Raw genomic sequence first — 16499 nt, 5'->3', positions numbered from 1 at the left:
GCAGCAGTTCTCAAGGAGGAGATATGGGCAAGGTTCCTGAAAAGACCGGACTCGCGGAAGGATTGGATCCTACGCTGCCCTCCCCGGCCGTGGATGATTCCGTCCGGGAGGCAGAAGAGCGGACGTGGACCCCGGCCAAGATCGGGCTGTGGGTGGCGATTTCGCTGCTGGGAGCGGTGGCATGGTTCATGCTGGCGTTGGTACGCGGCGAAACCGTGAACGCCATCTGGTTCGTTTTCGCCGCGGTATGCACCTATCTCATTGGCTACCGGTTCTATTCCAAGGTCATTGAGCGCTACTTGCTCAAGCCGGATGATCGCCGCGCCACTCCCGCCGAGTACAAGGCCGATGGCAAGGATTACGTCCGCACTGACCGGAATGTGCTGTTCGGCCACCACTTCGCCGCCATTGCCGGCGCGGGGCCGCTGGTGGGACCTGTCATCGCAGCCCAGATGGGCTATCTCCCAGGCACCATCTGGATCATCATCGGCGTCGTTCTTGCCGGTGCCGTGCAGGACTACCTGGTCATGTTCTTCTCCATGCGCCGCGGTGGCCGCTCCCTGGGCCAGATGGCACGTGAAGAACTTGGCGTCATTGGCGGCACGGCGGCCCTCGTGGCCACCCTGCTCATCATGATCATCATTGTGGCCATCCTTGCGCTCGTCGTGGTCAACGCCCTGGGCGAGAGTCCGTGGGGTGTCTTTTCTGTGGGGATGACCATCCCCATCGCACTGTTCATGGGCGTTTACCTGCGCTTTATCCGGCCAGGCAAGGTGATGGAGGTGTCCATCATCGGCTTCGTCCTTCTGCTGGCGGCCATCATCGGCGGCGGCGCAGTAGCCGGAACCGAATGGGGTGCAGCGTTCTTCCACCTGGACAAGGTCACCATCGCCTGGGGCATCATCATCTATGGCTTCATTGCTGCCATCCTGCCGGTGTGGCTGCTCCTGGCCCCTCGTGACTACCTCTCCACGTTCATGAAGATCGGCGTGATCGTGATGCTGGCTTTGGCCATCATTGTGGTTCGTCCTGAAATCACTGTCCCCGCGTTCAGCGAGTTCGCCAGCCGTGAGAACGGGCCCGTTTTCTCCGGGGCGCTGTTCCCCTTCCTCTTCGTCACCATCGCCTGTGGTGCCTTGTCAGGATTCCATGCCCTTATTTCCTCCGGCACCACGCCCAAGCTGATCGAGAAGGAACGGCAGACGCGCTTCATCGGCTATGGCGGCATGCTCATGGAGTCCTTTGTGGCCATCATGGCCCTGGTAGCTGCGATCTCGATCGACCGCGGCATCTACTTCGCCATGAACGCACCGCTTGCCCTCACCGGAGGCACGGTGGAGTCCGCAGCGCAATGGGTGAACAGCCTCGGCTTGGCCAACGTGAACATCACCCCGGACGTGCTGGCCCAGACGGCCAAGGACGTGGGCGAGGAGAGCATCATCTCCCGATCCGGTGGTGCACCCACACTGGCTGTCGGCTTGGCGCACATCATGCAGCAGTTCATCGGTGGGCCCGGCATGATGGCCTTCTGGTACCACTTCGCCATCATGTTTGAGGCACTTTTCATCCTCACCGCAGTTGACGCCGGCACGCGGGTTGCCCGGTTCATGTTGCAGGATTCCATCGGCAACTTTGTTCCCAAGTTCAAGGAAGCCTCTTGGCGTCCCGGCGCCTGGCTGTGCACCGCCATCATGGTGGGTGCGTGGGGTGCGGTGCTCCTGATGGGTGTTACCGACCCCCTGGGCGGCATCAATACGCTCTTCCCGTTGTTCGGCATCGCCAACCAACTCCTGGCGGCCATCGCGCTGGCGGTGTGCCTGGCCATCACTGCCAAGCGTGGAGTCTTCAAGTGGCTGTGGATCGTGGCGGTCCCTCTGGCATTTGCCGCCGTAGTGACCATAACTGCCAGCTTCCACAAGATCTTCTCGTCGGTTCCTGCTGTGGGCTACTTCGCCAACAACCAGGCCTTCTCCAAGGCCTTGGCGGACGGCAAGACGGAGTTCGGCACGGCAAAGACCGTGGCAGCCATGGAGGCGGTGGTCCGTAACACCATGATCCAGGGCGTCCTATCGGTCATCTTCGTGACGTTGAGCATCATCGTGATTGTCGCCGCCCTGCTGGCAACCATCAAGGCCATCCGTGCGGGCGGCGGACAAGACCATGAGGACCCGGCCCTGCCTTCCAAGGTGTATGCCCCGGCCGGACTGATCCCCACCGCAGCGGAGAAGGCCCTGCTGGCGGAGTGGAATGCCCTGCCTGCGGAGAAACGAGCGCAGAAAGCCGGGCATCACTGATGAAGGCGGTGGCCAAAGGTCTTCGCGGGTTCGCCACCTACATGGGCTCACTGATGGGTGCTGACGCCTACCGCAAGTACCTTGAACACTTCAATGCCAGCGGCCATACCGGTCCCGCCATGACGGAGCGTGAGTTCTGGCGGGACCGGATGGACCGGCAGGACAGCAATCCCCAAGGCCGCTGCTGTTGACGGCGAGCCAGGTTTCGCTACGAACGAAGTCCAAAATGAGGGACTGGAAGGGGGTTCGCGTGAACCCCGTGAGAGTATGAACGAATGAGCGATCTGAACGACATTCAGCCCACGGATGAGGCTTCGGACGACACCCCCGTGGAGGGAACCATGCTGGAAGAGGGCCGTGATAAGCCCAATGGACAGCAGCCCGGTGGGGGAGAGCCCGGAAGCGATGCCAAGCCCAAGGGCGGGAATCTTCACGAACTTGTTGACGAACCGGCAAAGGTGATGCGGATCGGCACCATGATCCGCCAGCTTCTGGAGGAAGTTAAGGCCGCGCCCCTGGATGACGCTGCGCGCGGCCGTCTCGCTGAAATCCATGAGCGCTCCATCAAGGAACTTGAAGATGGGCTCGCGCCTGAACTCATCGAGGAGCTGGAACGCATCAGCTTGCCTTTCCCCGACGAAAAGGCGCCCTCCGATGCGGAACTTCGCATCGCCCAGGCACAGCTGGTGGGTTGGCTGGAAGGCTTGTTCCACGGTATCCAGGCAGCCATCGCCGCACAGCAGGCTGCCAAGGAACATGCGGCCGCGCAGATGCAGCTTCGCCAGCTCCCGCCGGGAACTGTCATTGCGCCGGGCATCGTCATTGGCGAAAATGGCCAGCCACAGCGTGCCGCGGCGCCGGGAGCTCCCGGTGCTGCTGCGCATGGCCGGCCGGAAGACCCCGACCACGGTCCGGGTCAGTACCTCTGAGTTCGCTCGTGGGTTTCTTTGGGGCCGTCCGCCAAGGACGGAAAGATGATCTGGAGCTCGGTAAGGGGTTGTGGCGACGCGCCCACGACCGTTTCCACCGTGGCCTGGACCGGTACCACCAAGTTCTTGAGGGCGTTGACGATGACCAGCTGTACAACGAGCTTGTGCAGATCGCCAATGAGCTTGCCGAATTGTCTCCGCGCGTGAGGACCATTTGCGTCGAGGCGCAAAGACGCTCCCCAAGCGACGGCCTGGATGTTCCGGGGGCGCTGGCGGGGGTGCACCGGGCGTTGTCCAAGGCCGGAAATTCCCTTGCCACCACTGCGGAAGCGGCCGCGATGTTGAGGTTGGCCGTTGGCCCGGTCCCTGTGGGGGCACTCTCGGTCAGACGGCGCTCGGAATCTGTCTTTGAGCAGGTTGCCGATGCGGAGCGTCAGCTTGGAGCCTGAGCGGCCCCGGAGAAAAAGATGTAAGGCGTGCGCAACTACAAGCGTGCGCCTTTATTCCTCCTCCACAATAAGTTAAGCGCATAGCTGATCTGCGTAACATTCCGGGCTTTTCACAGGTTCGTGCTGGCAGGATGGCAAACATGACTTCGTCACCAACACTTACTTTCAACGACGGCAACACCATCCCCCAGCTCGGCTACGGGGTGTGGCAAGTTGAAGACGATGTAGCCGAAAAGGTGGTGCGCCAGGCTTTTGAAGCCGGCTTCCGCCACATCGATACCGCCAAGATCTACGGCAATGAGGCAGGCGTCGGCCGTGCCATTGCTTCCTCGGGCCTTTCCGCCGACGAAATCTTCATCACCACCAAGCTGTGGAACGCAGACCAGGGCTACGAATCCACGCTCGCAGCCTTCGAGGAGTCCATGGACCGCCTCGGCCTCGAGACCCTGGACCTCTACCTGATTCACTGGCAGCAGCCCAAGCAGGAAAAGTACGTTGACACCTGGAAGGCGCTCATCGAGCTCAAGAAACGCGGCCGCGTCAAGTCCATTGGTGTTTCCAACTTCACCAAGGAAGGCCTGCAGCACATCATCGATGAAACCGGTGTTGTTCCGGCCATCAACCAGGTTGAATTGCACCCCTTCTTCAACCAGGCCGGCCTTCGCGAATTCAACGCCTCCAAGGGCATCCTGACCCAGGCTTGGTCCCCGCTGGGCCAGGGCGGCGAGCTGCTGGAAAGCGCCACAGTTGCTGAGATCGCTGCCAAGCACGATGCCACGCCCGCCCAGGTTGTCATCGCCTGGCACCTGGCCATCGGCAACGTGGTCATTCCCAAGTCCGTCACCGAGTCCCGCATCCAGGAGAACTTCGCGGCGCTCGACGTTACGCTGGACGCCACGGACATCGAGGCCATCAACGGCCTGGACCGCGGCGCCGAAGGCCGCATCGGACCGGACCCGGCAGTCTCCGACTTCGCCTAGGCCTTAAACCTGCCCCAGGTGCCCCGTCCCCTTCCTGGGGACGGGGCACCTGCCGTTAAGGCGCGACGCCGGCATCCGCCGTCGTGACGCAACGCACTTCAGTCCGTGGTGAAATTGAGCAAACCCCAGCAGACGGAGGATGGAGCTTGCATGGTGGTGTTTGACGCATTGGAGCGGCAGATTGTTGCCGCGCTCCAACTGGATCCGCGCTGCCCGTGGCGGAAGATGGCGGCGGTCCTTGGCGAGGCGGAACGAACTGTCGCCCGCCGGGGCTCACAGCTTGTGGAGTCCGGAGCTGTCGCTGTGGTGGGGATCCGGCCCCGGCCGGCCGTGGTGCTGGTGGAGATGAGATGCCTGCCCGGCACAGTGCGGGCCGCGGTCCACGCACTGGGGCAGAGGCCCGACACCACCTTTGTCTATACCACTACGGGTACCGGAGACTGCGTGGCAGAAATCCTCACCGAGCCCGCACGCATGGCCGATGTCCTCTCTGACGAGTTGCCTGCCACTATCGGTCTGCGCGATTCCACCAGTTACCCCGTTTTGCGTTACTTCCGCACCATCCGGGGGTGGCGGCCGGAAATCCTGACCAGTGACAAGGCGGAGGCGCTCCGCTCCACCCTCACCCCTGACTCCGGCATCCTGGTGGCGCGGCAGGATTTGAGCCGACAGGACCACGAGCTCGTGGATGCCCTCTGCGCCGATGGCCGGATGAGTTTTGAAGCGTTGGGCCGCCGGGTGGGTGTTTCTGAAGCAACAGCCCGCCGCCGCAGTGAGTGGCTGCTTGCCAACAACCAGGTTCACTTACGCGCCATTGTTGAGCCGGCATCCTTCGGCTTGAACGTCGAGGCACTGCTCTGGATCCGGGCCTCCCCGCAACACGTTGAACAGGTTGGCAAGAGCCTGGCGGAGCTACCCACTGTCCGTTATGCTGCGGCGATCGCCGGTAATTACCAGATCATGGCAGATGTCACGGTGGAGGACATGGCGGCGCTCTATCGCTTCATCACGGACTCGGAGTGGGCACAGCACGCTGTCACTGTGGATGTGTCCATTCTGCTGGACGCCCGAAAGCGTGGCGGGCGGGTTATGCGCGCACAGTAGTGAGGGCCTCGCCGGCCGCTGAGAAAACAGGAGCGACGGCGGCGTACCCGGTTTGCTGTTCGAAGGCGAAGCCGTAACGGAGCAACTGCATGTCCGTGTAGTGGTTGCCGGCGAGCTGCAGGCCGATGGGGAGGCCTGCGGAGCTGAAGCCAGCAGGGACGCTGAGGACGGGCAGTCCTGTGGCGGACAACAGGCAGGCTGAACGCATCCAGTCGAGGTAGGTCTCGGAAGGAACACCGGCAATGTCCACGGGATAGCGCAGTGCGGCGTCGAAGGGCAGGACCTGGGCGCAGGGGCTGGCGAAGAGGTCGTATCGCCCAAAGAATGACTGGACGCTGCGTTCCAGCCGGGTGCGGGCTGCGGCTGTCTCGATCAGGTCGCGCGCGGTGAGGTCGAAACCCTTTTGGACGTTCCAATGCACTTCCGGTTTGATGACGTCTCCAGCGCGCTCCAGGATGGGCCCCAGTCCTGCAGCGAAGTCCAGGGCCCGGGTGTTGCCGAACACCAGGTCGCCCTCGCTGAAATCGGGGGTGGCTTCCTCCACGATCGCGCCAAGGCCTTCGAAGACCGCGAGTTGCCGTTCGAGGTGCTCCAGGATTTCAGGGTCCACCGGCACCCCAATCCCAAAGTCCCGTGACCAGCCAATCCGGACACCGCGCATGTCGGTTTCGAGTCCAGCCCGGAAGACCTCCGGATCAAGCCCTTCCGGATGGGGCACTCGAGGGTCCTTACCGGCCGTCACGGACATGAACAGGGCAATGTCCTCAACGCTACGTGCCATGGGTCCGGTTCGGCCCAGCCACGCATAGGCGTTGACGTCGGACGGCATGGGGATCACCGCCGTCGACGGCCTGAAACCCACCACGTTGCAGAAGGAGGCCGGGATGCGGAGCGAGCCGCCCATGTCGCTGCCGTCGCCGATGCTCTGGACGCGGGAAGCGACGACGGCGGCCACCCCGCCGCTGCTGCCGCCGGCGCTGAGGGTGGGTGCGTACGGGTTGGTGGTGGTCCCGAAGAGGTCGTTGAACGTGTGGGAGCCAGCGCCAAACTCGGGAACGTTCGACTTTCCGGTGCTGACCACCCCGGCCGCCTTCAACCGGGCGATGATGAGGTCATCGGTGTCGGGAACAAAGTCACGCAAGGCGAGCGAGCCCTGGGTGGTGCGCATCCCGGCGGTGTTATTGGTGTCTTTGTGGGTCATGGGCACGCCGTGCAGGGGCGGAAGGTCTGCCCCTGACGTCGTCAGCTGGTCCGCGCGGTGCGCCAGGGCCTGAGCGCCTTCGGCGTCGAGGGTCACCACGGCATTGATCACGGGGTTGACCTCGGCGATGCGCTCAAGGTGATCGGCAAGGGCTTCGCGGGCAGAGATCTTCCTCGCCCGGATCGCTGCGGAAAGTTCGACGGCGGACAGCTCGCCAATGGTTTCGGGCATGGTGCTCCTTTGCTGGATGTCTACTGCTTGAAGTGTGCCGCGTCACACTGGAGCGCGGAAGCCCGGGACCACCGATGGCAAGGTTTGGCGGATTCGGCCATCTTCGAGGCTGATTCCGTCAACTATTGTGTGTGATCCGGCTCATAGTAAAAGGTGTTTGTAACCCCATGGCCGATCTGGTTACTGGGTATGGATTTGCCCCACAGCACCGCACACTGAACAGCGTCGTCCGGTCGAGGAACAGCTGAGGGGCTCACACCCGGAGGTTTCCATGCACCAACCCCAGGCACTGCAATCACTGGTTCCCACCGATTCAACGGACATCATGGTCATCGCCAACAATCCTGTCCTGTGGATCTGCGTGGCCGGCGTCTTCGGCGTCATCATCCTCCAGTCCGTGATCTTCATGAAGGCTGCCCGACGCGCAGCACCCTCCGTTGAGATGAGTCCGCAGGACATCAAGACCTCGTTCCGTTCCGGTGCGGTCTCTGCCATCGGACCATCCTTGGCCGTATCACTCGTCGCCATCGCCCTGCTGGGCCTCTTCGGTGCCCCGGCCGTGCTTTCCAGGATTGGTTTGATCGGTTCCGCTGCGTACGACGTCTCCGCGGCCGGCATCGCCGCAGGCTCCATGGGCGCGAAGCTCGGCGACGCCAGCTACACGCAGAGTGTCTTCACCGTCGCGTTCTTCGCCATGAGTATTGGCGGTGCCATGTGGATGCTCGCCACCCTGATCCTGACTCCGCTGCTCCGCAAGGGAGATGCCAAGATCCGCTCCGTAAACCCTGCGGCCATGGCCATCGTCCCAGCGGCTGCCCTGATCGGAGCCTTCTCCTGCCTGGGCTTCACCGAACTCCCCAAGTCCGGCGTCCACGTGGTGTCCTTCCTCATCTCCGCCGCAGTCATGGGGTTGTGTCTGCTGCTGGCCAGGAAGCTCGGCAAGAGCTGGCTGCGCGAGTGGGGGCTCGGCTTCTCCATCGTCATCGGACTGGGGGCTGCCTACCTCGCCGTCGGTGCCTGATCCCCACTCCCAGCCCTGTCTTTGAGCACGAAAGGAACACCCCGTATGTCTTCCACTACTTCCGCTCCCATCACCACTACCACCAACTCCGCCATGGCTGAGTTCGGCCGCACCACGTCCCGCTGGGGTCAGATCACCATGATCTGTGGCCTGCTGATCTCGGTAGCCGGTCCACTGTTTCTTGTCTTCGCCAGCGGCCTGGACATAGGCCCCGCACAACTCTGGATCGCCTTCGCTGCGGTAGCTGCAACCTTCGGCATCATCTGGATCGTGGAGCCACTCACGTACTACCCGATCCTCGGCCCCGCAGCGATGTACCAGGCCTTCATGATCGGCAATATCTCCAACAAGCTCCTGCCGGCAGCTTTGATCGCGCAAACCAACATCGGTGCCAAGCCGGGGAGCAAGCGCGCCGAGCTGGCCGCCGTCGTCGCCATCTGCGGTGCCGCGGCAGTCCACCTGATATCACTTGCGATCTTTGTGGGACTCCTGGGGAGCTGGCTGATCAGCGTCATCCCGCCGTCGGTGCTGTTGGTGACCCGCCTTTACGTGCTGCCCGCTGTTCTTGGCGCAGTGCTGGTGCAGGCCATCGTGTCCATGAAGCAGCCCCGCACCACGGTGTTCGCGCTGCTGGTCTCGGCCGTCGTCGTGTTTGTTGTGTTGCCCCTGGTGCCCTCGCTCGCCATGGTGTCCACCGCGATCGCCGTGCTGGGCACCATCCTGCTGGCATGGTTCTTCCGGGGTAAGACCACCATCACCGACGCGAAGCCGATCCACATCGAATAGCACTTCCAGCGCCCATGGCCCCCAACAACCACCAGAAAGCCAGACTCATGACCTACACCGCCACAGCCCTCCACCTCGACGCCCAGCAAACCGCCAAACTTCACTCGCTGTACCGGCACCTCCACGCACATCCGGAACTGTCCATGCAGGAGTACGCCACGGCCGCCCTCATCGAGGAACAACTGGACGGCTTGGGGATTGAGCACTTCCGCTGCGGCGGGACGGGCGTGGTGGGCATTCTTCGGAACGGTGACGGGCCCGTGGTGGCGTTCCGCGCCGATTCGGATGGCTTGCCCATCGAAGAAGCCACAGGGCTGGACTACGCCAGCACGGACACCGGCACACTCCCTGATGGCACCACAGTCCCGGTGATGCACGGCTGTGGCCACGACACCCATGTGGCCAGCCTGCTGGGTGCCGCCGAGGTGCTTGCAGGGAATCCGGACGCTTGGTCGGGAACCCTGGTACTGATCTTCCAGCCGGGCGAAGAGACTGCCGCCGGCGCGCTGGCCATGCTCGACGACGGACTGTGGGACAAAGCGCCGCGGCCGGAGGTGGTCTTCGGGCAGCATGTCATGCCCCGGCAGGTGGATACGGTCGCGATTTCCAGCGGCCCGGTAGCTGCCATGGCGGATTCGCTGCGGGTCACCGTGCACGGCCAGCAGTCGCATGGCTCCCAACCGCAGGACGCCATCGATCCCATCGTCATGGCCGCGCACATGGTCACGCGGCTGCAGGGGATCGTGTCGCGTGAGCTGGATCCGCGGAAGTCCGCCGTCGTCACCGTGGGGACGTTCCACGCGGGACTCAAGGAGAACATCATCCCGGCCTCGGCCGAGTTCACGCTCAACATCCGCACCTTCGACGACGACGTCCGCGACCAGGTCCTCGCCGCTGTCCGCCGCATCATTGACGCTGAGGCCGCAGCGTCCGGGGCGCCCGCGCCGGTCATCGAGGAAATGTACCGCTTCCCGCCATGCTTCAACGATCCCGACGCCGTCCCTCCCGTCATCGAGGCACTGCGGCTGGCGTTGGGGGCTGAGGCAGTGGAAATCACCCCGCCGATGATGGGCAGCGAGGACTTCGGGCACCTGGGCACCGCGATCGGAGTGCCGTCCGTGTTCTGGATGTTCGGTGGCACGCCTGCCTCCGGGCACGAAGGACCCGGTCCCGTCCCCGTCAACCACTCGCCGTTCTTCGCACCCGAGCTGGAAGGAACGCTGGCCGGGGGAGTCTCGGCCGCAGTCGCCGTGCTGATGTCCCGGCTGGGGATATGATTCCCTGGATCCAACGTCTATTCGTGTTTCGGGGCCAAGACCCGCCGCGCAGCTCACCGATTCGGTCCCCGCGCAAGTACACATCAAGAGTCTTGCGGGGGCTCATGGTTGCACCTGCAGTTTCGAGAATCGCGGCACCAGGGCCACGTCGCGGCCCACCGCCCTGATGGCGTGCATGGCCACGACCATGGAGACTGCTCCGCCGGCTTCAAGTCGAACGATGGTTCCGCGGGTGACACCCAATATCACGGCAAGGTCGTGCTGCGTGAGTGTGGCCTCTTTGCGCGCCTCGGCGATGGATCGCCCAAGGGAGGCTGCATCAACAGCCCGGTAAAACGGAGTCACCTCGTCCGAATGTTCCATAAATCGATCATACGGCTCAATGCACGAGATGTCCTATATTTCGAACATTCCGAGAGTTTTGATAAATGTTCGATATTTCCACCATTGAGCTGGTCGACTTAGTCCCGGACTTAAGAAGCAAAAACCCCGCCGGTTCAACGAACCAGCGGGGTTTTTCTCTGAGCTTCCTATCAGAATCGAACTGATGACCTTTTCATTACGAGTGAAACGCTCTACCGACTGAGCTAAGGAAGCACCGCGTTCATCACCGGTTTCCCGGGCGATCACGCAAGACATAACTGTAATAGAGGCACCGTACCCGGGTCAAAACGAGCCCGGTGGCGGCCGTTGCGGGGATGTTCACCCCTGCGTCGGGCCGGGTTCAGGCAGGCGTTTCCCTGCGGCCGGAAGCTGGGGAATCAACTGTGGCGGGGTACACCCGCCACACAGACAAGCCAAAGGAGCCGCTCAATGACCGGGGACGCAATGACCAGGGACGCCAGCTACACATCCAACCGGCTGAGGCTGGCGGTGGTGGACATGGTGGGCACCACGATCACCGATGATGGCCGCACGGAACGGGCCATGTCCCGGGCGCTGGTAGAGCACGGCATTGAACCCGGCAGCAGCAAGTTCGAGAGCATGTTGGGCTATGCCCGGGACACCATGGGCTTCTCGAAAATGACAGTGTTCAGCCACCTCTTTGACGACGCAGAGGTGGCCGCCAGCGCCAACAAGGTCTTTGAGAAGGCGTACGACGAAATGATCGACGACGGCGGCGTCCGCGCCATTCCGGGCGCGGAGGACGCCATCCTGTGGATGCGTGAATCCGGCATGCAGGTGTGCCTGGCCACGGGCTTCGGCCGCCATACGCAGAACATGGTGCTGGAATCCCTGGGCTGGATGGGTTTGGCGGACCTCAGCTTGTGCCCTGCCGATGCCGGACGTGGCCGGCCTTACCCGGACATGATCCTGACTGCCGTGCTCGCGCTGGACCTTGACGACGTGCGCGAGGTAGCCGTGGTGGGCGATACGAGCTCGGACATGGTGTCGGGCATCCGCTCAGGCGCGTCCCTCATCGCCGGCGTGCTGACGGGCTCGCACTCGGAGGCGACGCTACGCGCAGCCGGCGCCACCGTTGTGGTGGATTCCATCAAGCAACTCCCACTGCTGGTGGAGAAGCGCGAAGCCAGGCACCTCTAGCACTTCAGGCCGTCCTGCGGCAGCTTTCCGTCAACAAAGTACTCGTCGACGGCGGTGCTGACGCAGGAGTTCGAGCGGCCGTAGGCGGTGTGCCCCTCACCTTCCCAAGTGACCAGTGACGCGTTTTCCAACTGCTTGCGCAGAGACTGGGACCACTCCAAAGGAGTGGCGGGGTCGCCGGTGGTGCCCACCACCACGATGGGCGCGGACCCGTTGTATTCAACAGGTGCAGGCGTACGGGTGTTCTTGTACGGCCAGTCCTTGCAGTTGACTCCGCCGTAGGCAAAGAACGAACCGAAGGTGGGGGAGTCCTGGATCAGGCGGGCTTCCTCGGCCCGCATGCCCGCTGTGTCGGTGACCATGGGGTAGTCCAGGCAGTTGATGGCCTGGAAGGCGAAAGCGGAGTTGGAACTGTAGCTGCCGTTGGCCTCACGGTCGGCTCCAAGATCAGCAAGCCGCATCATCTGGGACACGTCCCCGGAGAAGGCGCTCTCCAAGGCCTGGGTCAGGGCGGGCCAGCTTTGGTCGTTGTAGAGCGGCAGGATCAGTCCGTTGACGAAGTCATTGCTGGTCACCAAACGTCCGTCCTTGGCGGTCTGGGGGTTCTGGTCCACGGCGTTGATGAGGTCCCTGATCTCCTGGACGCCGTTCTCCACGGATCCGCTGAGCGGGCACTGGTTCTGGCCCTGGCAACTGGCCACGTAGGTGCGGATCGCCCGTTCGAAGGCCCGTGCTTGTCCGGCGGTCAGTTCCTCGTTGCTGATGGACGGATCCACGGCACCATCCAGCACCAGACGGCCCACGTTGTCCGGGAAGAGGGCAGCATAAGTGGATCCAAGGAAGGTGCCGTAGGAGAAGCCCAGGTAGTTGAGCTTGGCGTCGTTGACCACGGCGCGCAGGATATCCAGGTCCTTGGCCGCGCTGACGGTATCGATATGCCCCAGGACATCCCCGGTCTGCTCTGAGCACTGCTCAGCGAAGGATTTGTTGAAGGCCAGTGCTGCTTCCAGTCCTTCGTCGGTGTTCTTCCGGAAGACTTTTTCGCGGGCAGCATCACGTTCGGCGTCGGTCATGCAGGTGACGGGAGCGGAGCGTTTCACGCCGCGGGGATCAAATCCCACGAGATCGTAGTTGTTCTTCAGTTTTTCGGTGAAATTGGTGTTGCCTGCATCCTTGATGTAATCCACCCCGGAGCCGCCGGGGCCACCGGGGTTGACCAGGATTGATCCCTGCTTGCTGCCGGTGCTGGGCAACTTGATGACGGAGAGCGTAATGTCGCCGGCACCCGGGTTGGCGTAGTCCTTGGGGACCTGGACTTTGCCGCACTGGAAGCCATTCTCACAAGAACTCCACTCCACCGGCTGCGAGTAGAACTTCTCCAGGCCCTTGGGGGCCGAGGCCGCTATGGAGGGATCCACGGTGCTGGTGGACGGCTTGGCCGTGGGTGCCGGCAAGAACGGCACAGTGCAGGCGCTCAGCACCAGCGCAGCAGCTACGGCAATACAGGTAGCCACGAAGCCGCGACGGGCCCCACGCTGGGCGGACCGGTCCCTTGAAGGGGCACCGGCGGACCGGCGGGGTGCGGACGTCATGGGTTCTCCTATTGCTGGATGAGGCTCGTGGCCATGGACTCGACCGCCAACAGGGGAGCCACGTTGGTGGTGGTGATTCGGACACGGGCTTTGTTGATGGCGTCCATCCGGGCCAGGGTGGTTTCCGGTGTTGAACTGCCGGCGTAGTCTTCCAGTTCGCTCTTGAGCTCAACGTTGACCAGTTCCACAGCGTTCCCCAACTGGATGATCAGCACGTCCCTGTAGAAGGACAACAGATCTGTCAAGGTACGGTCCAGGGAATCGGTGATGGACCGCTTGGCCCGCCTTTTCTGGTCGTCCTCAAGTTGTTTGACCTGGCTGCGCATGGAGGGCGGCAACGTGCCGGACTCGGGGGCGCCGAGGCTCGCCAACAGGGCAATCTTCTCCGCTGCATCGCGCTCGTCATTGGAGCTGTTGGCTTCTTCAGTGGCGATTCTCACCAGCTTTTCGGCCATCATCACCGCAGCAGTGACGCCGCGAAGGCCAAGGGGGATCCGTACGGTATCCAGGCGGCGTTGCCTGGCATCGGCATCGCGTGCCAGCCGTCGGGCAATACCAATGTGGCTCTGCGCAGCGCGTGCGGCGCGGTCAGCGAGTTGGCGCTCGACGCCGTCGCGCCTCACCAGGAGATCGGCGACGTCGGATGCCGGCGGGAGCCGAAGACTCACAGGACGGCACCGGGAACGGATGGTGACCAGGACGTCGGCGGGGGAGGGGGCGCACAACATCCAGATGGTGCGGGGCGTCGGTTCCTCGATCGCCTTCAACAGCACGTTGGTGGTCCGCTCGGCCATGCGGTCTGCGTCCTCCACCACGATGATCCGCCACCGGCCAGTCGCCGGCCTGTCGCCCGCTTTGGACACCAGTGCACGGGCCTCGTCAATGGTGATGGTGACTTTCTCGGTCCGCACGAAGGTCACATCGGAGTGCGTCTCTCCGAGAATCGTGTGGCAGGCCGCGCATTCGCCGCAACCGCGAAGGGCGACGTCATCCTGCTCGCAGTTCAGCGCAGCCGCGAAGGCCTTGGCCGCATTGGAACGGCCGGATCCCGGCGGGCCGGTGAACAGCCAGGCATGGGTCAGCCCGGTTTCACCCTGCGCCGCCTGCTTCAATTGCGCTACAACGGGTGCCTGCCCTTGGAGGTCGTCCCAGACACTCACGGACGGTCGCCCGGAACGCGGTCGCCCAGCAAAGACTCCACCCGCTCCAAAATCTGGGCGGCGAGGGTCTCCATGTCGGAATTGGCCGGCAGGACCAGGTAGCTCGACGGCGTGGCCTCGGCGAGTTCCAGGAAAGCCTGGCGGATGGCGGAGTGGAACGCATCAGGCTCGGACTCCAGCCTGTCCTCCGCGGCGTCCCCGGCAGTCCGCCGGCGGCGGCCATCTGAGGGGTCGACGTCGAGCAGTACGGTCAGGTCCGGGCGCAGACCATGGGTAGCCCATTGGTTAAGCGTCAAGACGCCCTCGGCACCCAAACCGCGTCCGGCACCCTGGTAGGCCACCGACGAGTCGATGTAGCGGTCAGTGATGACCACCGTTCCCTCAGCCAAGGCGGGGCGGATCACCTGGCTCGCATGGGCGGCGCGGGCCGCAGCAAACATGAGGGCTTCCGTGCGGGCATCGATCGTGCCGTGCCCATGGTCCAGAACCAGGGAGCGCAATTTCTCGCCAATGGGGGTGCCACCGGGTTCCCGTGTGCGCAGCACGGAAAGTCCCCGCGACTGAAGGGCGTCAGCGAGCCGGGCGGCCTGCGTGGACTTGCCCGCTCCGTCCCCGCCTTCGAAGGCGATAAATAGACCTGGGCTCTGAATACTCACGCGTCTAGCCTACCGAGCTTCACTGACATCAAGTCGCGTAACGCCTTTCATCCACAGCCTCGCCCGCCACTAGGCTGAAACCATGAGCCTTTCCGATCAGCACGCCGCCGATTTGTCTCCGGAAACCGTTGTAGTTGCTGCCGGCCGCCCCGAACGGGCCCACGATGAGCCGGTGAATCCGCCGATCGTCCTGTCCTCCACATACTTCGGCACAGGTTCATTGGGCGACGGAGACCGCGGCTACGGACGGTACGCCAACCCCACGTGGGACCCTTTCGAGGACGCCCTCGCCAAGTTGGAAGGCGCCACCCTCCCGGGCCTGCTGTACGCCTCCGGTCTGGCGGCCGTCAGTTCCGCACTCTCCCTGGTACCTGCAGGCGGTGTCGTTGTCATGCCATCCCACAGCTACGCGGGGTCCCTGGTCATGGCCACGGAGTTGGCAGAGAAGGGTTTCCTGGAACTGCGCACGGTGGACATCACGGATACGGATGCCGTGAAGGCCCTCATCAGCCCGGACAACGGCAAGAAGGCCGATCTCCTCTGGTTGGAAAGCCCCACCAACCCTATGCTCGGCATCGCCGACATCCGGGCACTGACCGATGCCGCGCACGCAGCGGGCGCAATCGTGGTCACGGACAATACTTTCTCTACGCCGCTGGTGCAGCAACCGCTCAGCCTGGGTTCCGACGTCGTACTTCACTCGGTGACCAAATACCTGGCCGGGCATTCAGACGTAGTCCTTGGCGCCCTGGTGACCTCCAACCCGGAGCTGCGTGCCACGCTGCTGCACCACCGCATCATCCATGGTGGAATCGCCGGCCCGTTCGAAGCCTGGCTGGCGTTGCGCGGGCTCCGAACGCTGGCGCTGCGGATTGAGCGCTCGCAGGCGTCCGCGGCAACCCTCGCCGAACGCCTCAGCAGCCACCCCCGGGTGGAAACGATCCGCTACCCGGGCCTGCCCACCGATCCCGGACACGGGCGCGCCAAGGTACAGATGAAGGGCTTCGGCTCCATCCTGTGCATCCAGATCGCCGGAGACGAACACCGCAGCGGTGCCGACGCAGCCGATGAGTTGGTCCGCGCGCTGCAGCTCTGGCTGCCCGCAACGTCCCTGGGGGGCGTCGAGTCACTGATTGAACGCCGACGCCGGCACACAGCCGAGCCGCTCAGCGTTCCGGAGAACCTGGTCCGCTTGAGCGTCGGAATCGAAAACGTGGAAGATCTTTGGTCCGATCTTGAGCAAGCGCTGAAGTCGCTGGACGGCTAGGCTAAAG

The 16499-nt window shown here is 63.4% G+C and carries 16 protein-coding genes and 1 tRNA gene; 11 read left to right on the top strand and 6 right to left on the bottom strand.

Translation table 11 applies throughout. The annotated features are described in order from the left end of the window. The first annotated feature begins 23 nt into the window (after positions 1–23). From ACIQLI_RS21070 to ACIQLI_RS21045, 6 genes are all read left to right on the top strand, one after another. Positions 24–2294, top strand: a complete 2271-nt coding sequence (locus ACIQLI_RS21070) for a carbon starvation CstA family protein (protein WP_400392083.1) — start codon at positions 24–26, stop codon at positions 2292–2294. After that, positions 2294–2485: a YbdD/YjiX family protein gene (locus tag ACIQLI_RS21065; RefSeq protein WP_354232681.1), complete on the top strand. Its 192-nt coding sequence runs from the start codon at positions 2294–2296 to the stop codon at positions 2483–2485. The genes ACIQLI_RS21070 and ACIQLI_RS21065 overlap by 1 nt, the downstream gene beginning before the upstream one ends. 84 nt (positions 2486–2569) lie before the next feature. Then, positions 2570–3223, top strand: a complete 654-nt coding sequence (locus ACIQLI_RS21060) for a bacterial proteasome activator family protein (protein WP_400392079.1) — start codon at positions 2570–2572, stop codon at positions 3221–3223. 8 nt (positions 3224–3231) lie between these two features. After that, positions 3232–3672, top strand: coding sequence for a hypothetical protein (locus tag ACIQLI_RS21055; protein WP_089593773.1), 441 nt, complete (start codon positions 3232–3234; stop codon positions 3670–3672). 140 nt (positions 3673–3812) lie between these two features. Next, on the top strand, positions 3813–4652 hold the full coding sequence (locus tag ACIQLI_RS21050; RefSeq protein WP_400392061.1) for an aldo/keto reductase: 840 nt from the start codon (positions 3813–3815) through the stop codon (positions 4650–4652). A 150-nt stretch (positions 4653–4802) separates the two neighbouring features. Next, positions 4803–5756, top strand: a complete 954-nt coding sequence (locus tag ACIQLI_RS21045; RefSeq protein WP_354232678.1) for an AsnC family transcriptional regulator — start codon at positions 4803–4805, stop codon at positions 5754–5756. Here ACIQLI_RS21045 and ACIQLI_RS21040 read toward each other — a convergent pair. Continuing rightward, positions 5740–7188, bottom strand: coding sequence for an amidase family protein (locus ACIQLI_RS21040; RefSeq protein ID WP_400392058.1), 1449 nt, complete (start codon positions 7186–7188; stop codon positions 5740–5742). The two genes, ACIQLI_RS21045 and ACIQLI_RS21040, sit on opposite strands and share 17 nt — an antisense overlap. Positions 7189–7459: 271 nt before the next feature. Between ACIQLI_RS21040 and ACIQLI_RS21035 the strand changes: the two genes are divergently transcribed. From ACIQLI_RS21035 to ACIQLI_RS21025, 3 genes are read left to right on the top strand one after another with little or no spacing between them, the layout of a single operon-like run. Continuing rightward, complete coding sequence (locus ACIQLI_RS21035; protein WP_400392056.1) at positions 7460–8209, top strand: DUF5058 family protein; 750 nt, start codon at positions 7460–7462, stop codon at positions 8207–8209. A 45-nt stretch (positions 8210–8254) separates the two neighbouring features. Next, the gene (locus ACIQLI_RS21030; RefSeq protein ID WP_400392054.1) at positions 8255–8995 is read left to right on the top strand and encodes a hypothetical protein; all 741 of its coding nucleotides are present in this window, start codon (positions 8255–8257) and stop codon (positions 8993–8995) included. Positions 8996–9042: 47 nt separating this feature from the next. Next, positions 9043–10272 carry an amidohydrolase gene (locus ACIQLI_RS21025; protein WP_400392221.1) on the top strand — a complete coding sequence of 410 codons (1230 nt, stop codon included), beginning with the start codon at positions 9043–9045 and terminating at the stop codon, positions 10270–10272. Between the two features lie 102 nt (positions 10273–10374). Here the strand turns inward: ACIQLI_RS21025 and ACIQLI_RS21020 are convergent, their stop codons facing one another. Then, positions 10375–10635, bottom strand: a complete 261-nt coding sequence (locus tag ACIQLI_RS21020) for a helix-turn-helix transcriptional regulator (protein ID WP_400392051.1) — start codon at positions 10633–10635, stop codon at positions 10375–10377. A 161-nt stretch (positions 10636–10796) separates the two neighbouring features. Further along, positions 10797–10869: transfer RNA gene (locus ACIQLI_RS21015), tRNA-Thr, on the bottom strand. Between the two features lie 216 nt (positions 10870–11085). Here ACIQLI_RS21015 and ACIQLI_RS21010 point away from each other — a divergent pair. Continuing rightward, complete coding sequence (locus ACIQLI_RS21010) at positions 11086–11817, top strand: HAD family hydrolase (RefSeq protein ID WP_400392048.1); 732 nt, start codon at positions 11086–11088, stop codon at positions 11815–11817. Here ACIQLI_RS21010 and ACIQLI_RS21005 read toward each other — a convergent pair. Genes ACIQLI_RS21005 through tmk form a run of 3 tightly spaced genes read right to left on the bottom strand, consistent with a single transcriptional unit; the run spans position 11814 to position 15225 of the window. Beyond that, positions 11814–13409: an alpha/beta hydrolase gene (locus tag ACIQLI_RS21005; RefSeq protein ID WP_400392045.1), complete on the bottom strand. Its 1596-nt coding sequence runs from the start codon at positions 13407–13409 to the stop codon at positions 11814–11816. The two genes, ACIQLI_RS21010 and ACIQLI_RS21005, sit on opposite strands and share 4 nt — an antisense overlap. A gap of 8 nt (positions 13410–13417) precedes the next feature. Beyond that, complete coding sequence (locus ACIQLI_RS21000) at positions 13418–14569, bottom strand: DNA polymerase III subunit delta' (RefSeq protein ID WP_400392042.1); 1152 nt, start codon at positions 14567–14569, stop codon at positions 13418–13420. After that, positions 14566–15225 carry a dTMP kinase gene (gene tmk, locus ACIQLI_RS20995; RefSeq protein ID WP_400392039.1) on the bottom strand — a complete coding sequence of 220 codons (660 nt, stop codon included), beginning with the start codon at positions 15223–15225 and terminating at the stop codon, positions 14566–14568. The genes ACIQLI_RS21000 and tmk overlap by 4 nt, the downstream gene beginning before the upstream one ends. 82 nt (positions 15226–15307) lie before the next feature. Between tmk and ACIQLI_RS20990 the strand changes: the two genes are divergently transcribed. Continuing rightward, complete coding sequence (locus tag ACIQLI_RS20990; protein WP_400392036.1) at positions 15308–16492, top strand: trans-sulfuration enzyme family protein; 1185 nt, start codon at positions 15308–15310, stop codon at positions 16490–16492. Positions 16493–16499: the final 7 nt, after the last annotated feature.

It is taken from the genome of Paenarthrobacter sp. NPDC091669, assembly GCF_044756725.1.
Classification (GTDB): Bacteria; Actinomycetota; Actinomycetes; order Actinomycetales; family Micrococcaceae; genus Arthrobacter; species Arthrobacter bambusae_C.
Note: the sequence above shows the minus strand (reverse complement) of the source record. Positions and strands in the feature narration are given on the sequence as shown.

What these genes read in the sequence shown, in the direction of transcription:
- ACIQLI_RS21070 (WP_400392083.1), top strand. Translation starts at nt 24, where the DNA reads ATGGGCAAGGTTCCTGAAAAGACCGGACTCGCGGAAGGATTGGATCCT.
- ACIQLI_RS21065 (WP_354232681.1), top strand. Translation starts at nt 2,294, where the DNA reads ATGAAGGCGGTGGCCAAAGGTCTTCGCGGGTTCGCCACCTACATGGGC.
- ACIQLI_RS21060 (WP_400392079.1), top strand. Translation starts at nt 2,570, where the DNA reads ATGAGCGATCTGAACGACATTCAGCCCACGGATGAGGCTTCGGACGAC.
- ACIQLI_RS21050 (WP_400392061.1), top strand. Translation starts at nt 3,813, where the DNA reads ATGACTTCGTCACCAACACTTACTTTCAACGACGGCAACACCATCCCC.
- ACIQLI_RS21045 (WP_354232678.1), top strand. Translation starts at nt 4,803, where the DNA reads ATGGTGGTGTTTGACGCATTGGAGCGGCAGATTGTTGCCGCGCTCCAA.
- ACIQLI_RS21040 (WP_400392058.1), bottom strand. Translation starts at nt 7,188, where the DNA reads ATGCCCGAAACCATTGGCGAGCTGTCCGCCGTCGAACTTTCCGCAGCG.
- ACIQLI_RS21035 (WP_400392056.1), top strand. Translation starts at nt 7,460, where the DNA reads ATGCACCAACCCCAGGCACTGCAATCACTGGTTCCCACCGATTCAACG.
- ACIQLI_RS21030 (WP_400392054.1), top strand. Translation starts at nt 8,255, where the DNA reads ATGTCTTCCACTACTTCCGCTCCCATCACCACTACCACCAACTCCGCC.
- ACIQLI_RS21025 (WP_400392221.1), top strand. Translation starts at nt 9,043, where the DNA reads ATGACCTACACCGCCACAGCCCTCCACCTCGACGCCCAGCAAACCGCC.
- ACIQLI_RS21020 (WP_400392051.1), bottom strand. Translation starts at nt 10,635, where the DNA reads ATGGAACATTCGGACGAGGTGACTCCGTTTTACCGGGCTGTTGATGCA.
- ACIQLI_RS21010 (WP_400392048.1), top strand. Translation starts at nt 11,086, where the DNA reads ATGACCGGGGACGCAATGACCAGGGACGCCAGCTACACATCCAACCGG.
- ACIQLI_RS21005 (WP_400392045.1), bottom strand. Translation starts at nt 13,409, where the DNA reads ATGACGTCCGCACCCCGCCGGTCCGCCGGTGCCCCTTCAAGGGACCGG.
- ACIQLI_RS20990 (WP_400392036.1), top strand. Translation starts at nt 15,308, where the DNA reads ATGAGCCTTTCCGATCAGCACGCCGCCGATTTGTCTCCGGAAACCGTT.